Here is a 16,162-nt window from a genome sequence, read left to right on the forward strand (position 1 = left end):
GAGAGGAACTCTATGTCCCTGCGCTTCGCGCTCATCTTGCTGTTGGCCGGGCTGTGCACCGGTTGTGTTCTGTCGGGTGACTACAACCCGATGAAAACCAGCAAGGGACGCGACGAGGCACGTGTGGCCTATGTGCAACTGGGCATCGGCTATTTGCAGCAGGGCATGACCGAACGGGCCAAGGTCCCGCTCAAGAAAGCCCTGGAGCTGGACAGTTCAGACCCTGACGCCAACGCGGCCTTGGCCCTGGTATTCCAGGCCGAGATGGAACCGGAACTGGCCGACGAGCATTTTCGCAAGGCGCTGTCCGGCCGCCCGCAGGATGCCCGGATCCTGAACAACTACGGCAGCTTCCTGTTCGAACAGAAGCGTTACAAGGACGCCTACGAGCGGTTTGAGCAGGCCGCCGCCGACACCCTTTATCCCGAGCGTTCGCGAGTTTTCGAGAACCTCGGCATGACGGCATCGAAACTCGGCCAGCGTGACCTGGCCCGCCAGCAGCTCGAAAAGGCGCTGCGGCTCAACCATCAGCAACCGCGCGCATTGCTGGAAATGGCTGAGTTGTCCTACGAAGACAGGCAATATGTGCCCGCCCGCGACTATTACGAACGTTTTAGCCTGCTGAGCGAGCAAAATGCACGTAGTCTATTGCTCGGCGTTCGGCTGGCACATGTGTTTGAAGATCGCGACAAGGCTGCCAGTTATGGCCTGCAACTAAAAAGACTCTATCCCGGTACGCCGGAATATCAGCAATACCTGTCGGAGCAATGATGAAAGCGGCGCATCCTGAAGTTGTAGCAGCGACTCGCGTAAATCCCGGTGAGACCCTGCGTCAAGCCCGCGAAAGCAATGGTTGGTCGCTGGCCGAAGTGGCCCTCAAGCTCAATCTCACCGTGGCTTCCCTGGGCAATCTGGAAAGCGGCGCGTTCGACAAGCTGCCAGGGCATACCTTCGCCCGCGGGTACATCCGCGCCTATGCCAAATTGCTCGGCATGGACCAGACCGTGCTGGTCCAGCAATTCGATCAGTACACCGGTTCCGATGCCCAAGGCAGCAACGTGCACAGCCTGGGTCGCATCGAAGAGCCGGTGCGCGTTTCCCACACCATCTTGCGCATCGTCAGCCTGTTGTTGCTGATCGCGGTGATTGGTGGCGGTTTTGTCTGGTGGCAGGATCAGGCTTCCTTGCGCAACAAGGAACCGGTAGCCATGAACCCTGAGCACGTCGAAGTCGAAGGTGCCGACGGCACCACCCAGATCCATCCGTTGGACGAGCCGGAAGACCAGGCCGTCATGGAAGGCCAGGCCGAAGGCGAAACCGCTCTGGCGCTGCCTCAAGGCCAAGATGGCGCGGATGCCGAAGCTGGCGCCGAGCCGGTTGCTCCTGCACCTGCTCCGGCTGCCCCGATCACCGGCAGCGCGCCGATTGCCACGGCACCTGCCGCGCCGACCGCGCCAGCGCCGAGCGTGGCTGCGCCTGCGACCCACGCCGCTCCAGTCGTTCCGGCAGCGCCAGTGGCTCCGGTGGCGCCTGCCGCTGGTGAAGGCCAGGTACAGATTCAATTTATCGCCGATTGCTGGACGCAAGTCACCGACGGCAACGGCAAGGTGCTGTTCAGTGGCCTCAAGCGCAAGGGCGATAGCACCTCCATCAACGGCAAGCCGCCCTTTGCCGTGCGCCTGGGTTATGCCCGTGGCGCGCAGGTCAGCTACAACGGCCAGCCGGTCGACATCGCTCCGTTCACCAGTGGCGAGACCGCTCGCCTGAAGTTGGGTCAATAAGTCATGCACGGCGAATCTCCAATCAAACGTCGCGAGTCCCGCAAGATCTGGGTGGGTAACGTGCCTGTCGGCGGCGATGCGCCTATCGCTGTGCAGAGCATGACCAACAGCGACACCAACGACGTGGCCGCCACGGTCGCGCAGATCAATCGCCTGGAAGCCGCCGGTGTCGACATCGTGCGGGTTTCGGTGCCGGACATGGACGCCGCCGAGGCGTTCGGCAAGATCAAACAGTTGGTCAAGGTGCCGCTGGTGGCCGACATCCATTTCGACTACCGCATTGCCCTGCGCGTGGCCGAGCTGGGTGTGGACTGCCTGCGCATCAACCCGGGCAACATCGGTCGCGAAGACCGCGTACGCGCCGTGGTGGATGCTGCCCGCGACCGTGGCATTCCGATCCGTATCGGTGTGAACGCCGGTTCCCTGGAAAAAGACCTGCAAAAGAAATACGGCGAACCGACCCCGGCTGCGCTGGTGGAGTCGGCCCTGCGCCATGTCGAGCACCTCGAACGCCTGAATTTCCAGGACTTCAAGGTCAGCGTGAAGGCTTCCGACGTGTTCATGGCCGTTGAAGCCTACCGCTTGCTGGCCAAGGAAATCGTCCAGCCACTGCACCTGGGCATCACTGAAGCCGGTGGGTTGCGTTCGGGCACGGTGAAATCCGCCGTCGGCCTCGGTATGCTGCTCGCCGAAGGGATTGGCGATACCATCCGCATCTCGTTGGCGGCTGATCCGGTCGAGGAAGTGAAAGTCGGCTACGACATTCTCAAATCTCTGCACCTGCGTTCCCGTGGGATCAACTTCATCGCCTGCCCGAGCTGCTCGCGGCAGAACTTCGATGTGGTCAAGACCATGAACGAGCTGGAAGGGCGCCTCGAAGACCTGCTGGTGCCGCTGGATGTCGCGGTGATCGGTTGCGTGGTCAACGGGCCGGGCGAAGCCAAGGAGGCCCATATCGGCCTGACTGGCGGTACGCCGAACCTGATTTACATCGACGGCAAGCCGTCGCAGAAACTGACGAATGACAATCTGGTGGATGAGCTGGAAAGGCTGATCCGCCAGAAAGCGGCCGAAAAGGTCGAAGCCGACGCAGCGGTCATCGCACGCGGCTGAGCAAACGAATTTTTAAGGATTACCTGTGAGCAAGTCTCTGCAAGCCATTCGTGGCATGAACGACATCCTGCCCGAGCAGACGCCCCTGTGGCGCTATTTCGAGGGCACCGTGGCGCGTTTGCTGGATAACTACGGTTACCGGCAGATCCGCATGCCGATCGTCGAGTTCACCGAGCTGTTCAAGCGCTCCATCGGTGAAGTGACCGACATCGTCGAAAAAGAGATGTACACCTTCGACGACCGCAACGGCGATTCCCTGACCCTGCGCCCGGAAGGCACGGCGGCCTGCGTGCGTGCGGTGCTCGAGCACGGCATCACCGGCGGCGGCCAGGTGCAGAAGCTCTGGTATATCGGCCCGATGTTCCGTCACGAGCGTCCGCAGAAAGGCCGCTATCGCCAGTTTCATCAGATCGGTTGCGAGGTGTTCAACCTCGACGGCCCGGACATCGACGCCGAACTGATCGTGCTGACCTGGCGCCTGTGGGGCGAGTTGGGCATTCGTGATGCAGTCAAGCTTGAGCTCAACAGCCTCGGCACCGCCCAAGCCCGCGCTCGCTACCGTGACGCACTGGTGGAGTTTCTCTCGGCCCGCCTCGAGCACCTGGACGAAGACAGCCAGCGCCGGTTGAAGACCAACCCGCTGCGAGTGCTGGACACCAAGAACCCGGACACGCAGGCCGTACTGGTGGATGCGCCAAAAATGGCCGACTACCTCGACGAAGAGTCCCGCGTGCACTTCGAGGGGCTCAAGGCCCGCCTGGACGCCGCCGGTATTCCTTACGTGATCAACCCGAAACTGGTTCGTGGCCTGGATTACTACAGCAAGACCGTTTTCGAATGGGTCACTGACAAGCTCGGCGCCCAGGGCACTGTGTGTGCCGGCGGCCGTTACGACGGCCTGGTGGAACAGATGGGCGGCAAGCCGACGTCGGGCGTGGGTTTCGCCATGGGCATCGAGCGCCTGGTGCTGATGCTTGAGGCCCTGGACAAGGTGCCGGAGGAACTGGCCCGTCAGGTCGACGTTTACCTGTGCGCCTTCGGCGAGGCAGCCGAACTGGCGGCCCTGACGTTGAGCGAACGGGTCCGCGACCAGTTGCCCAACCTGCGCCTGCAGATCAACGCCGGCGCCGGCAGTTTCAAGAGCCAATTCAAGAAGGCCGACAAGAGCGGTGCGCTGTATGCACTGATCCTCGGTGACGACGAACTGGCCCAACAAGTGGTAGGTTTCAAACCCCTGCGTGGCCAGGGCGAACAACAAAGTATTGCCTGGGATGCGCTTGCTGCACACCTGGCCACCTGCGTCGTGCAGGGTTGAAGCTGTCAAACAGCCGATTTAGCGATTAAGGAGTATTGGGGTGTCGAGTACCGAAGATGAACAGCTGGCGGATTTGAAGGACTGGTGGACGCGCAACGGCAAGCCGCTGGTCACTGGCGGCCTGTTGGCGCTGGTCATCGTGTTCGGCTGGCAGGCCTACCAGAAATACCAGAGCAACCAGTCGCAAGGCGCCTCGGTGCTCTACCAGCAATTGCTGGAAACCACCCTGACCCCGGACGGCAAGCCTGACCCTGCCCGTGTGGCGGACCTGTCCGGCAAGCTCAACAGCGAATTCGGCGGCACTGCCTACGCGCAATACGGTCGCCTGTTCGTGGCCAAGGTTGCCGTGGACAGCGGCAAGCTGGACGACGCTGCCACCGAACTCAAAGCTATCGTCGACAAGCCGGCCAACCCGACCCTGGGCGAAGTGGCCCGTCAGCGCCTGGCGCAGGTGCTGGCGGCACAGAACAAGGCCGAAGACGCATTGAAGCTGCTCGACGGCGATGCCGACAAGGCCTTCCTGGCGACCCGCGAAGAACTCAAGGGCGACCTGCTGGTACAGCTGGGTCGTGCTGATGAGGCCCATGCGGCCTACCAAAAAGCCAAGGCTGCGCTGTCGGATGAAGCCGCAGTCGGTGGCCTGCAAATCAAGCTGGACGACCTGGCCAAAGGGGATGCGTGACGTGATCCGTTGGAAACATGCAGCATTGCTGGCTCTGGCCATTCTGGCCGCGGGTTGCAGCAGCAACAGCAAGAAAGAACTGCCTCCGGCCGAGTTGACCGACTTCAAAGAAGAAGTCGTGTTGCAGAAGCAGTGGAGCCGCTCCATCGGTGACGGCCAGGGTGAAACCTACAACATGCTGGTTCCAGCCATCGACGGCGACACCATCTATGCCGGTGATGTCACTGGCGTGGTTATGGCGATGGATCGCAGCAACGGCGACGTCAAGTGGAAGAAAGATCTCGAACTGCCCGTCTCCGGCGCCGTTGGCGTGGGTTACGGGCTGGTCATGATCGGCACGCTCAAGGGTGAGATCGTTGCCTTGGACGCGAGCAGCGGTGAAGAAAAATGGCGCGCCCGCGTGACCAGTGAAGTGCTCGCACCGCCTGCAACCAACGGTGACGTGGTCGTGGTCCAGACCCAGGATGACCGTCTGATCGGCCTGGATGCCGCTACCGGTAACCAGCGCTGGTTGTATGACAGCACCCCGGCAGTACTGACCTTGCGTGGCACCAGTGCGCCAGTCGTCACCAACCGCCTCGCGGTGGCTGGGTTGTCGACCGGTAAAGTGGTCGCCCTGGATATTTCCAACGGCGTGCCGGTCTGGGAACAGCGCGTAGCCATCCCGCAAGGCCGTTCGGAACTGGAGCGCGTGGTCGACATCGACGGCGGCCTGCTGCTGTCCGGCGGTACGCTGTATGTCGCCAGCTACCAGGGTCGCGTTGCGGCGCTGGACCTGGAAAGCGGTCGTCCGTTGTGGCAGCGCGATGCGTCCAGCTACGCCGGTGTCGCCCAGGGCTTTGGCAGCGTCTACGTAAGCCTGTCCTCGGGCACGGTTGAAGGCGTCGACGAGCGTTCCACCACTGCGTTGTGGAGCAACGACTCCCTGGCCCGTCGTCAACTGTCGGCTCCGGAAGTGTTCTCCAGCTACGTTGCAGTGGGTGACCTGGAAGGTTACCTGCACCTGCTCAGCCAGGTGGACGGCCGTTTCGTCGGCCGTGAGCGCATCGACAGCGACGGCCTGCGTGCCCGTCCGCTGGTGGCGGGCAACATGATTTATGTGTATGGCAACAGCGGCAAACTGGAAGCCCTGACCATCAAGTAAGACTATGCTTGGGCTAATCCCCCAAGCGGCTTCACCTGTGGGAGCAAGCAAGCCTGTTCCCACAGTGCTGCCCCGAGCACCAGCCGCTGCCTAGCAGCGGCTTTTGTATTTTCTGAAATAACGAAGTGGAGAGCCGCATGGTTCCCGTAATCGCCCTGGTGGGCCGACCGAACGTCGGCAAGTCCACCTTGTTCAACCGCCTGACCAGGACTCGCGACGCCATTGTCGGCGACTTGTCCGGTCTGACCCGTGATCGCCAATACGGTGAGGCCAAGTGGCAAGGGCGTACCTATATTCTGGTCGACACCGGCGGCATCTCCGGTGATGAACACGGCATGGACGAAAAAATGGCCGAGCAATCGCTGCTCGCCATCGAAGAAGCCGATGTGGTGCTGTTCCTGGTAGACGCCAAGGCCGGTTTTACCGCCGCCGACCAGATGATCGCCGAGCATTTGCGCAAACGTAACAAGCGTTCCTACGTGGTCGCCAACAAGGTCGACAACATCGACCCGGACATGGCCCGCGCCGAGTTCGCCCCGCTGGGCATGGGCCAGGCGATCCCGATCGCCGGTGCCCACGGTCGTGGCATCACCCAGATGCTGGAAATCGCCCTGGCTGATTTCCCGAAAGACGACGAAGACGAGCCGGAAGACGGCGAGGAAGAGGTCGTTGCCGAAGGCGAGGAAGCCAAGCGCATTCCCGGCCCGAGCGAAAAAGACGGGATCAAGATCGCCATCATCGGTCGCCCGAACGTCGGCAAGTCGACGTTGGTCAACCGCATGCTCGGCGAAGACCGGGTGATCGTGTACGACCAACCCGGCACCACCCGCGACAGCATCTACATCCCCTTCGAGCGTAACGAAGAGAAGTACACGCTGATCGACACCGCCGGTGTGCGCAAGCGCGGCAAGATCCACGAAGAAGTCGAAAAATTCTCCGTGGTCAAAACCTTGCAGGCGATCAAGGACGCCAACGTGGTGATCTTCGTGATGGATGCCCGCGAGGGTGTGGTCGATCACGACCTCAACCTGCTGGGCTTTGCCCTGGAAGCCGGTCGTGCGTTGGTTATCGCGATCAACAAGTGGGACGGCATGACGCCGAGCGAGCGGGATTTCGTCAAGGTCGAATTGCAGCGTCGGCTGTTCTTCGTCGACTTTGCCGATATCCACTTCATCTCGGCCCTGCACGGTACCGGCGTGGGCAACCTCTACGCCTCTGTGCAGAACTCGTTCAAGTCGGCGGTCACCCGCTGGCCGACCAACCGCCTGACCCAGATTCTCGAAGACGCCGTTGGCGAGCACGCGCCACCGATGGTTAACAACCGCCGGATCAAGCTGCGTTACGCCCACTTGGGCGGTGCCAACCCGCCGATCATCGTGATTCACGGTAACCAGATCGAGAAGGTGCCCAAGTCGTACGTCCGTTACCTGGAAAACACCTATCGTCGCGTCCTGAAGCTGGTCGGCACGCCGATCCGTATCGAGTTCAAGGGCGGCGAAAACCCGTACGAAGGCAACAAGAACACGCTCACCGACCGCCAGGTCAACAAGAAGCGCCGCTTGATGTCGCACCACAAGAAGGCTGACAAGAAGCGTCGTGACAAGCGCTGATCGATAGTCACCGCAGTTCCACTGTGGGAGCGAGCTTGCTCGCGATAGCGGCAGTACATCAACAGGGATGCACGCTGATCCACCGCCATCGCGAGCAAGCTCGCTCTCACAGGGTATGAGTTGTGTCAGCGTAAGAAGGGTGCCCTGTGTGGCACCCTTTTTCATGCCCGGCGATTGGGCTATCCTCGACCTCTCCCGTGCCGCACCAGAGCCGGGTGCAGACCCAGGGAACCCTCGATGATCACCAGCAAGTTGCCGAATGTCGGCATCACTATTTTCACCCAGATGTCCCAGCTCGCCGCGCAGACCGGCGCGCTCAATCTGTCCCAGGGGTTTCCCGATTTCGATGGTCCGCAGGCCCTGCGCGATGCAGTCGGCCGGCATATCGCCCAAGGCCATAACCAATACTCGCCCATGACCGGTTTGCCGGCGCTGCGCCAGCAGATCGCGGCGAAGATCGCCCGCAGTTACGGCGCCAGCGTCGATGCCGATCAAGAAGTGACCGTGACTCCCGGCGCGACCCAGGCGATTTTCTGTGCCATTGCGGCGGTGGTTCACAGCGGCGACGAAGTGATCGTGTTCGACCCTTGCTATGACAGTTACGAGCCGGCGGTGCAGTTGGCCGGCGGGCGTTGCGTGCATGTGCAGTTGGGCCTGGATGACTTCGCCATCGATTTCCAGAGGCTCAGCGAAGCGTTGAGCCCGCGTACGCGGATGATCATCCTCAATAGCCCCCACAATCCCAGTGGCGCCCTGATCAGTCGCGCCGAACTGGATCAACTGGCGGCACTGATTCGCGACCGCGACATTTACCTGATCAGCGACGAGGTCTACGAACACCTGGTGTTCGACGGCGTCGCCCACGCCAGCGTCCTGGCCCATGAAGAGCTGTATCGGCGGGCCTTCGTGGTCAGCTCGTTCGGCAAGACCTACCACGTCACCGGCTGGAAAACCGGCTACGTGGTGGCGCCAGCGGCCCTGACGGCGGAGCTGCGCAAGGTGCATCAATACGTCAGCTTCTGCGGCGTGACGCCGTTGCAATACGCCCTGGCCGACTACATGGCCGAGCATCCGGAGCATGTCGAAGAATTGCCGGATTTCTACCAGGCCAAGCGCGACCTGTTCTGCGATCTACTGGCGCCGTCGCGGTTCAGCTTCAAGCGAGTGACCGGTACTTATTTCCAGTTGGTGGATTATTCGCAAATCCGTCCGGACCTGAATGACGTCGACATGGCGGTATGGATGACCCGTGAGCACGGCGTGGCGACGATCCCAGTCTCGGTGTTCTACCAGAACCCACCCGAAGGCCAGCGCCTGGTGCGCCTGTGCTTTGCCAAGCGCGAGGAGACGCTGCGTGAAGCGGCGGAAAAACTATGCGTGATCTGACTGCGTTGCCCAACCTGAATGTGGCGCTGGTCCAGACCACCCTGGCCTGGCACGACCGCCAGGCCAACCTGGAGCATTTCGAAGGTTTGCTTGCACAGGCGCGTGGCGCGGACCTGATCATCCTGCCGGAAATGTTCACCACGGGGTTTTCCATGGAGTCCGAGCGCCTGGCGGAGCCGGAGCACGGCCCTGCGCACAAGTGGCTCAAGGCCCAGGCGGCGAAGCTGGACGCGGTCATCACCGGTAGTGTGATCATTCAGGCGGCGGACGGCAGCCACCGCAATCGTCTGCTCTGGGCGCGCCCGGACGGCGAGGTATTGCATTACGACAAGCGCCATCTGTTTCGCATGGCCGGGGAGCACAACCATTACACGCCGGGCGAGCGCCAGGTGCTGTTCGAACTCAAGGGCTGGCGCATTCGCCCGCTGATTTGCTACGACCTGCGCTTCCCGGTCTGGAGCCGTGACGCCGAGGACACCGACCTGTTGCTGTACACCGCCAACTGGCCAGGCGCCCGGCGCCAGCATTGGAATCGGCTGCTGCCGGCCCGGGCAATCGAGAACCTGTGCTACGTGGCGGCAGTGAACCGCATCGGCACCGACGGCAAGGGTTTCGCCTACACCGGTGATAGTCAGGTGCTGGATTTCCAGGGCGAGACTCTGCTCAGTGCCGGCGAGGCAGACGGGGTGTTCACGGTGTGCTTGAACGCGGTGGACCTGGCAGCGTATCGGGCGCGGTTTCCGGCGAACCTGGATGCCGACCGCTTCGAATTCATCTGATTGAAACGATTCAGCCCTTCAGGAACGGGATTGGATGCCGATAAACGGTCAGCCAAGGAGAATGCTCATGACCAGTATCAGCGCAACCACCGTCAACCCGTACCCGATGTCAGCCTCTAAAGTTTCTATCAAGGGGGCGGAAGAAGAGAAAACGGTCAGTCCTGTCGCCGCGACTGAAACTGATGATGACAAAGACAAGACACTACAGGTCGACACTCGTGGCGCAAACGTCGCCGGCGCGGGTGCCGAGACGGGTGACAGCACCATCGAGCAGTTGAAGAAGCAGATCGAGCAGGCCGAAAAACTACTGGCCCAGCAGCAAGCCCAACTGGCCCGCGTGCAGAAGAGCCAAGCCAGCGAAGAGCAGAAAGCCCAGCAGGCGATGGCTCTCCAGACCCAGATCATGGGCACCCAGGCGACGCTGCAAACCCTGCGGGCGTCGCTGTTGCAAGCGATGACAGTCTCGATTGATACCCATGCCTGACATCTCGGTTGCCTGACAGGCCGCCATCGCGAGCAAGCTCGCTTGTATGTTTAGACTTGAAGGGGTGGGCGGGACTAAAAGCTCGATTCCGACTCTAGCCAGTACGGACCGTGGGAGACTTCTCGTTCCGCCCTTTCTACCTAAAGCGCCGATAAGGAATTCATCGGTAAAACCGACGATAGAGGCAAGCCAGCGCAAAGGTAGACCCCGACAAGCACCTAAACCCTAGCTCCGAGGATTCGTCATGACAATCCTTAACTCACCAACGGTTATTGGTATCGATGTAGCGAAGGCCGAAATCGTCGTTTACCGCGAAGACCTGAAAATCACTCAAGCCATCGCCAACAATCGCGAAGCTCTTGGCCGGTGGCTCAAAACGCTACCAGCCCAAAGCTCGATTGCGCTGGAAGCCACCAGTTTTTATCACCTGGACACAGCTGAGCTGGCCCATGGAATGGGGTTTCATGTTTACGTTGTGGATCCTTATCGGGTGGCCCATTACCGTGAAAGTATTGGGCTGCGGGCTAAAACTGATCCTTGTGATGCGCGTTTGCTGGCTCGTTATCTAACGAACGAGCAAGCAAGGCTGCGTATCTGGAGCCCACCTCCAGAAGCCTACAAAGTGTTAAAAAACCTGCTTAGAAAACGTGCGGCACTCATCAAGGCCCGTGTCAGTATCGTGCTGAGTTTTTCGAACGAACCGTGCCTAAAGGACATCTTGGCCCGGCAGTTGGAGGTCTTCAAAGAGTCCGATCAGGCCATTCAGAAGCTAATGCGTGAGGCCAGCCAAGCGGTAGGGATCACTGAAAACATCAACCGCTGCAAAGCCATTGAAGGGATTGGTGAACTGACGGCCATTGGCTTGGCGACCGCATTCATGCGCGGTCACTTTGTCAGTGGCGATGCATTCATTGCTTTCTTGGGGATGGATTTGCGTCCAAAAGACTCAGGGAAGAAGCACAGTCCTCGTCACTTGAGCAAAAAAGGGGACGGGGAGCTACGACGCCTGGCGCACAACGCCGCGATGGCGGCCTGTCGGTCTCCTGCCTGGAAACCTTACTATGAGGCCTTCTTGGCACGAGGCCTGGCCAGAACTCAGGCCTTGGTTATCCTTGCCCGCAAGTTGTGTCGGGTAGCATTCGCCCTGATGAAAAATCAGAGCGAATACCAACCAAATTCACGGTTGCAGGGTTCCCCTGCAACATAGAATCTCCCACATTTGATCTGTGTTCACCGCAGATCCAGTGTGGGAGCGAGCTTGCTCGCGATGAGGCCGGAACAGCCAGCGCAATAATATCAGCGAAACAAAAAGGCCCCAGGGTTCACACCCCGGGGCCTTTTGCATTTCATCAGAGGATCAGGCCGCCTTGGCTTCCGGCTGGCTCAGCGAGCGGTTCAGCGCGCTGAACAGGGCCTTGAAGCTGGCGGTGGTGATGTTTTCGTCAATGCCTACGCCGTGCACCGCACGCTCACCGTTGACCCGCAGTTCGATATACGCCGCAGCCTTGGCATTGGTGCCGGCGCCGATGGCGTGTTCGTTGTAGTCCATGATCTCCACTGGAATCGGCAACCCGGCCACCAGCGCCTCCAGTGCGCCGTTGCCCTTGCCGCGCCAGTGCAGGTTGGTTTCGCCCTGGCCCTTGCTGGCCACTTCCACTTCCACGGCGCTGTTGCCGTTTTCTTCCTGCAGGCGATGGCTGACCAGCGCGTACGGAGTGTTGGCTTGCAGGTATTCGCGTTGCAGCAGGCTGTGGATCTGCTGGGCGGTCATTTCCAGGCCCAGGCGATCGGTCTCGCGCTGTACCACCTGGCTGAATTCGATCTGCATGCGGCGCGGCAGGCTGATGCCGTACTCCTGCTCCAGCAGGTAGGCGATACCGCCCTTGCCGGACTGGCTGTTGACCCGAATCACTGCCTCGTAGCTGCGGCCAATGTCGGCCGGGTCGATCGGCAGGTACGGCACTTCCCACAGCCCATCGGATTTCTGCTGTGCGAAACCTTTGCGGATGGCGTCCTGGTGCGAGCCGGAGAACGCGGTGTGAACCAGGTCGCCCACGTACGGATGACGCGGGTGCACCGGGATCTGGTTGCACTCTTCGACCACTTTGCGCACGCCGTCGATGTCGGAGAAATCCAGCTCAGGGTCGATGCCCTGGGTGTAGAGGTTCAGTGCTACGGTCACCAGGTCGACGTTGCCGGTGCGCTCGCCGTTGCCGAACAGGCAGCCTTCGACACGGTCGGCGCCAGCCATCAGGCCCAGCTCGGTGGCCGCGACGCCAGTGCCACGGTCGTTGTGGGTGTGCAGGCTGATGATCACGCTGTCACGACGGGTGATGTTGCGACCGAACCATTCAATCTGGTCGGCGTAGATGTTCGGGGTGGCGACTTCCACGGTGGCCGGCAGGTTGAGGATCACCTTGCGCTCAGGCGTCGGGTTCCACACTTCGATCACCGCGTCGCAGACTTCCTTGGCGAACTCCAGCTCGGTGGCGCTGAAGGTTTCTGGCGAGTACTCGAACTGCCACTGGGTTTCTGGCTGCTGCGCGGCGTATTTGACGAACAGCTTGGCCGCGTTCACCGCGATTTCCTTCACGCCTTCCTTGTCCTGGTTGAACACGATGCGGCGGAACGACGGGCTGGTGGCGTTGTACAGGTGGACGATGGCTTTTTTCGCCCCGTGCAGGGATTCGAAGGTACGGGCGATCAGGTCTTCACGAGCCTGGGTCAACACCTGGATGGTGGTGTCGTCCGGGATGTGGCCTTCTTCGATGAGGGTGCGCACGAAGTCGAAATCGGTCTGCGAAGCCGCCGGGAACGATGCTTCGATTTCCTTGACGCCCACGGCCACCAGGGTTTTCCAGAAGCGCAGTTTTTTCACCGCGTCCATTGGCTCGATCAGCGACTGGTTGCCGTCGCGCAGGTCGGAACTGCACCAGATCGGCGCGGCGGTGATGGTCTTCGACGGCCAGGTGCGATCCGGCAGGTTGATGGTCGGGAAGGCGCGGTATTTGGAAGACGGGTCTTTGAGCATGCTCATCGGAGGAATCCTTATTGTCGTGGCCGGAAAGAGGCGGCCTGCCGGTGGTTCGAATGGGGTTGGCTTCAGAGCCGGAGCGAGGTGCCGCGATTCAGCCCGGCAGTCGTGCGCTGACGAGGCACAGGCTGCGATGCTGGCGAAGCTGGATGAGGGTGTGAGAGGTTTTCATGCCCTCAACCCTAACCGCGTGAGGGGCGGATCGCAAGCAGTCGGGAAAAATTGAGAGAAGTTCTGTTTTTGGAAGGGTTTGCGAGATTTAATCGCGTGTTATTGGGGGATTTGTAGTTTTATTGCGTCGATGTTTGTAGCTCGGCAATCCATGGGGAGGTGGTGATGCTACTCCCGTCATCGCGAGCAAGCTCGCTCCCACAGGTACAGCGGCGTTTTTCAGAACGCCGAAATACCCATGGGGGAGCGAGCCTGTTCGCGAAGAGGCCAGTAGCCTTGCGCAAGGCTCAGGGCTGAAACGCCCCAATGAAAATCGCCGGATCCACCCGCGCATCGTTCAGACTGATGTTCCAGTGCATGTGCGGCCCGGTCGCCCGGCCGGTGGCGCCGACCTTGCCCACCACCGTGCCGCGGGCCAGTTGCTGGCCGACCTTCACGTCGATCTTCGACATGTGGCAGAACATGCTGATGAAGCCTTGGCCGTGATCGACGAATACCGTGTTGCCATTGAAGAAGTAATTGCCGGTGAGGATCACTTTGCCGGCGGCCGGGGTCTTGATCGGCGTGCCGGCGGGCACGGCGAAGTCCAGGCCGGCGTGGGGGTTGCGTTCTTCGCCGTTGAAGAACCGACGCACGCCGAACTTGCTCGACAGCGGGCCGTTGACCGGTTTGTCCAGCAGCAGGTTGCTGGGGATGTTCGGGCTGAAGCTGCGGTAGGCCTTCAGTTGCACGGCCAGTTCGGCGTCGATGCGCTTGAGGTCTGCCGGGTTTGGGTTGACCTGGCGTTTATTCTTCAGGGTGATGTGTTGTTCCGGGTACTTTTTATAGCCGACCACGAACGGCTGGGTGCTGCCGCCACTGCTGATCTGCTGGGTGCCGGGTTGAACTGTCAGCGGGATGCCGACAATCGCCAGCCAGTTGTCCTGCTCCTTGACCACCAGCACCGGTTTGCCCTGGTAACTGGCTTTCGGCGCCTTGGCCGCGCTGCCCAGGTCCACCACGGCCACGCCGCCGGGCACCGGTTTGTTCAACAGGCGGCTGATGTAGCTGTCGGCGTGGGCGTTGAAGGTCAGGCACAGCAGGAGCAATGGGGCGAGATATCGCGGCATGAATCAATCCAGTAAAGAAAGGGTGACCGGCGTCAGGTGATTGTCTTCGACCCGCACCAGCAGTTCGCCTTCGCCAAGCTTGGCGGTCAGGCGTTGGCCGGTCTGGGTTTGCCCGGCGCTGCGGATCGCCTGGCCGCGTTCGTCGAGCAAAATGCTGTAGCCCCGGCCAAGGGTCGCCAGGGGGCTGACGATGTGCAACGTCTGCATTTGGTTGTGCAATTGTACCCGGCGCGTCTTCAGGCCTTCGCGCATGGCCCGGGGTAGGCGTTCAGCGAGGCTGTCCAGGCGCTGGCGCAGCAATGCCAGTTGCCGGCCCGGGTGTTGCCCGGCCAGGCGGGTTTCCAGGCGGATCAGCCGTTCGCGGCGGGTATTGAGGCTGCGCTCGAAGGCCCGGCGCATGCGCATGTCCAGGTCGTCGAGGCGTTGGGCTTGCTGGCGCAGGCGTTCACCGGGATGACGCAGGCGGCGGGTGAGGCCTTCGAGGCGCAGTTGATCGCGCATCAGACGGTCGCGCATGCGCATCACTAGCCGGCGATGCAGGCTTTCGACCCGACGTACCAGATCGCCCGCATCCGGGGCCAGTAGCTCGGCGGCGGCGGACGGGGTAGGGGCGCGCACGTCGGCGACGAAATCGCTGATGGACACGTCGGTCTCATGGCCGACGGCGCTGACGATTGGCGTGACGCAGGCATCCACCGCGCGGGCCACGGCCTCTTCGTTGAAGCACCACAAGTCCTCCAGCGAACCGCCGCCGCGGGCCAGGATGAGCGCATCGAAACCCCGGGCATCGGCCAGTTTCAGGGCGCGGACGATTTGCGCGGTGGCTTCGCGGCCCTGCACGGCAGTAGGAATCAGGGTCAGGGCGATCTGCGGTGCCCGGCGGCGGAAGACGCTGATGATGTCGCGGATCACTGCGCCGGTGGGCGAGCTGATGATGCCGATGCGTTGCGGATGGGCCGGTAGCGGCACCTTGCGCTCGGCGCTGAACAGGCCTTCGGCGCTGAGCTTTTCCTTCAGGGCATCGAAGGCCAGGCGCAGGGCGCCATCGCCGGCCGGCTCCACGGTGTCGAGGATCAGTTGGTAGTCGCCACGGCCCTCGAACAGCGAGACCTTGCCGCGCACCTTCACCGCCAGCCCGTCTTTCAAGGCCTGGCGTACCCGTGCGGCGTTCTGCCGGAACAGCGCGCAACGCACCTGGGCGCCGCTGTCCTTGAGGGTGAAATACACGTGGCCGGAAGCCGGACGGGCGAGGTTGGAGATCTCGCCCTCGACCCAGATGTTGCTGAATACGTCTTCGAGCAACACCCGAGCACGGCCGTTGAGCTGGCTGACAGTCAGGACCTCGCGGTCCAGGCCCAGTCGGGCAAAGGGATCTTTAATCATGGGCGGCATGATAAGGGCATTCGCCGGTGAATCTCCATGTGTGCAGACAATTAGACCGAGTCGTCTGCATCGCGAGCAGGCTCGCTCCCACACTGGATCTTCGCTGCGACACAGATCCCCTGTGGGAGCGAGCCTGCTCGCGATTGCAATGGGTCAGTCACCACAAATGCT

General features: G+C 61.4%; 14 protein-coding genes. 11 read left to right on the forward strand and 3 right to left on the reverse strand.

The genetic code is table 11. The annotated features are described in order from the left end of the window. Positions 1-12: 12 nt before the first annotated feature. The 11 genes from pilW to J9870_RS05160 all read left to right on the forward strand — a co-directional run bounded on the left by pilW (position 13) and on the right by J9870_RS05160 (position 11,501). Positions 13-771, forward strand: a complete 759-nt coding sequence (gene pilW / locus J9870_RS05110; protein WP_210642967.1) for a type IV pilus biogenesis/stability protein PilW — start codon at positions 13-15, stop codon at positions 769-771. Further along, the gene (locus J9870_RS05115) at positions 771-1,781 is read left to right on the forward strand and encodes a RodZ family helix-turn-helix domain-containing protein (protein WP_210642968.1); all 1,011 of its coding nucleotides are present in this window, start codon (positions 771-773) and stop codon (positions 1,779-1,781) included. Before pilW ends, J9870_RS05115 begins: the two co-directional genes overlap by 1 nt. Positions 1,782-1,784: 3 nt before the next feature. Continuing rightward, complete coding sequence (gene ispG / locus J9870_RS05120) at positions 1,785-2,894, forward strand: flavodoxin-dependent (E)-4-hydroxy-3-methylbut-2-enyl-diphosphate synthase (protein WP_003185136.1); 1,110 nt, start codon at positions 1,785-1,787, stop codon at positions 2,892-2,894. Positions 2,895-2,919: 25 nt separating this feature from the next. Beyond that, a complete protein-coding gene (hisS, locus tag J9870_RS05125; RefSeq protein WP_135843832.1) occupies positions 2,920-4,209 on the forward strand; it encodes a histidine--tRNA ligase in 1,290 nt (429 codons plus the stop codon). Positions 4,210-4,249: 40 nt separating this feature from the next. Continuing rightward, positions 4,250-4,891, forward strand: coding sequence for a tetratricopeptide repeat protein (locus J9870_RS05130; protein ID WP_210642969.1), 642 nt, complete (start codon positions 4,250-4,252; stop codon positions 4,889-4,891). Next, positions 4,884-6,035 (forward strand): outer membrane protein assembly factor BamB, encoded by a 1,152-nt coding sequence (bamB, locus tag J9870_RS05135; protein ID WP_210642970.1) that lies wholly within the window; start codon positions 4,884-4,886, stop codon positions 6,033-6,035. The genes J9870_RS05130 and bamB overlap by 8 nt, the downstream gene beginning before the upstream one ends. 137 nt (positions 6,036-6,172) lie before the next feature. Continuing rightward, positions 6,173-7,645, forward strand: a complete 1,473-nt coding sequence (gene der / locus J9870_RS05140) for a ribosome biogenesis GTPase Der (RefSeq protein WP_210642971.1) — start codon at positions 6,173-6,175, stop codon at positions 7,643-7,645. Positions 7,646-7,882: 237 nt separating this feature from the next. Beyond that, positions 7,883-9,031 (forward strand): pyridoxal phosphate-dependent aminotransferase, encoded by a 1,149-nt coding sequence (locus J9870_RS05145; protein ID WP_210642972.1) that lies wholly within the window; start codon positions 7,883-7,885, stop codon positions 9,029-9,031. Continuing rightward, on the forward strand, positions 9,019-9,810 hold the full coding sequence (locus tag J9870_RS05150; RefSeq protein ID WP_210642973.1) for an amidohydrolase: 792 nt from the start codon (positions 9,019-9,021) through the stop codon (positions 9,808-9,810). Before J9870_RS05145 ends, J9870_RS05150 begins: the two co-directional genes overlap by 13 nt. Before the next feature lie 67 nt (positions 9,811-9,877). After that, complete coding sequence (locus J9870_RS05155; RefSeq protein WP_210642974.1) at positions 9,878-10,294, forward strand: hypothetical protein; 417 nt, start codon at positions 9,878-9,880, stop codon at positions 10,292-10,294. A gap of 244 nt (positions 10,295-10,538) precedes the next feature. Beyond that, positions 10,539-11,501: a transposase gene (locus tag J9870_RS05160; RefSeq protein ID WP_210639263.1), complete on the forward strand. Its 963-nt coding sequence runs from the start codon at positions 10,539-10,541 to the stop codon at positions 11,499-11,501. A gap of 150 nt (positions 11,502-11,651) precedes the next feature. On the opposite strand, the gene leuA is transcribed toward J9870_RS05160, so the two are convergent. The 3 genes from leuA to xseA all read right to left on the reverse strand — a co-directional run bounded on the left by leuA (position 11,652) and on the right by xseA (position 15,991). Further along, positions 11,652-13,331, reverse strand: coding sequence for a 2-isopropylmalate synthase (gene leuA, locus J9870_RS05165; protein WP_210642975.1), 1,680 nt, complete (start codon positions 13,329-13,331; stop codon positions 11,652-11,654). Between the two features lie 455 nt (positions 13,332-13,786). Further along, a complete protein-coding gene (locus tag J9870_RS05170) occupies positions 13,787-14,608 on the reverse strand; it encodes a peptidoglycan DD-metalloendopeptidase family protein (RefSeq protein WP_109753628.1) in 822 nt (273 codons plus the stop codon). Positions 14,609-14,611: 3 nt separating this feature from the next. Next, entirely contained in the window at positions 14,612-15,991 is a 1,380-nt protein-coding gene (gene xseA, locus J9870_RS05175; protein ID WP_024616421.1) for an exodeoxyribonuclease VII large subunit, read from the reverse strand. Between the last annotated feature and the right edge of the window lie 171 nt (positions 15,992-16,162).

Origin of the sequence: Pseudomonas sp. Tri1 (assembly GCF_017968885.1) — a bacterium.
In the GTDB taxonomy this organism is placed as follows: Bacteria; Pseudomonadota; Gammaproteobacteria; order Pseudomonadales; family Pseudomonadaceae; genus Aquipseudomonas.

What these genes read in the sequence shown, in the direction of transcription:
- J9870_RS05145 (WP_210642972.1), top strand. Translation starts at nt 7,883, where the DNA reads ATGATCACCAGCAAGTTGCCGAATGTCGGCATCACTATTTTCACCCAG.
- J9870_RS05150 (WP_210642973.1), top strand. Translation starts at nt 9,019, where the DNA reads ATGCGTGATCTGACTGCGTTGCCCAACCTGAATGTGGCGCTGGTCCAG.
- ispG (WP_003185136.1), top strand. Translation starts at nt 1,785, where the DNA reads ATGCACGGCGAATCTCCAATCAAACGTCGCGAGTCCCGCAAGATCTGG.
- J9870_RS05170 (WP_109753628.1), bottom strand. Translation starts at nt 14,608, where the DNA reads ATGCCGCGATATCTCGCCCCATTGCTCCTGCTGTGCCTGACCTTCAAC.
- pilW (WP_210642967.1), top strand. Translation starts at nt 13, where the DNA reads ATGTCCCTGCGCTTCGCGCTCATCTTGCTGTTGGCCGGGCTGTGCACC.
- leuA (WP_210642975.1), bottom strand. Translation starts at nt 13,331, where the DNA reads ATGAGCATGCTCAAAGACCCGTCTTCCAAATACCGCGCCTTCCCGACC.
- xseA (WP_024616421.1), bottom strand. Translation starts at nt 15,991, where the DNA reads ATGATTAAAGATCCCTTTGCCCGACTGGGCCTGGACCGCGAGGTCCTG.
- J9870_RS05160 (WP_210639263.1), top strand. Translation starts at nt 10,539, where the DNA reads ATGACAATCCTTAACTCACCAACGGTTATTGGTATCGATGTAGCGAAG.
- der (WP_210642971.1), top strand. Translation starts at nt 6,173, where the DNA reads ATGGTTCCCGTAATCGCCCTGGTGGGCCGACCGAACGTCGGCAAGTCC.
- bamB (WP_210642970.1), top strand. Translation starts at nt 4,884, where the DNA reads ATGCGTGACGTGATCCGTTGGAAACATGCAGCATTGCTGGCTCTGGCC.
- J9870_RS05155 (WP_210642974.1), top strand. Translation starts at nt 9,878, where the DNA reads ATGACCAGTATCAGCGCAACCACCGTCAACCCGTACCCGATGTCAGCC.
- J9870_RS05115 (WP_210642968.1), top strand. Translation starts at nt 771, where the DNA reads ATGAAAGCGGCGCATCCTGAAGTTGTAGCAGCGACTCGCGTAAATCCC.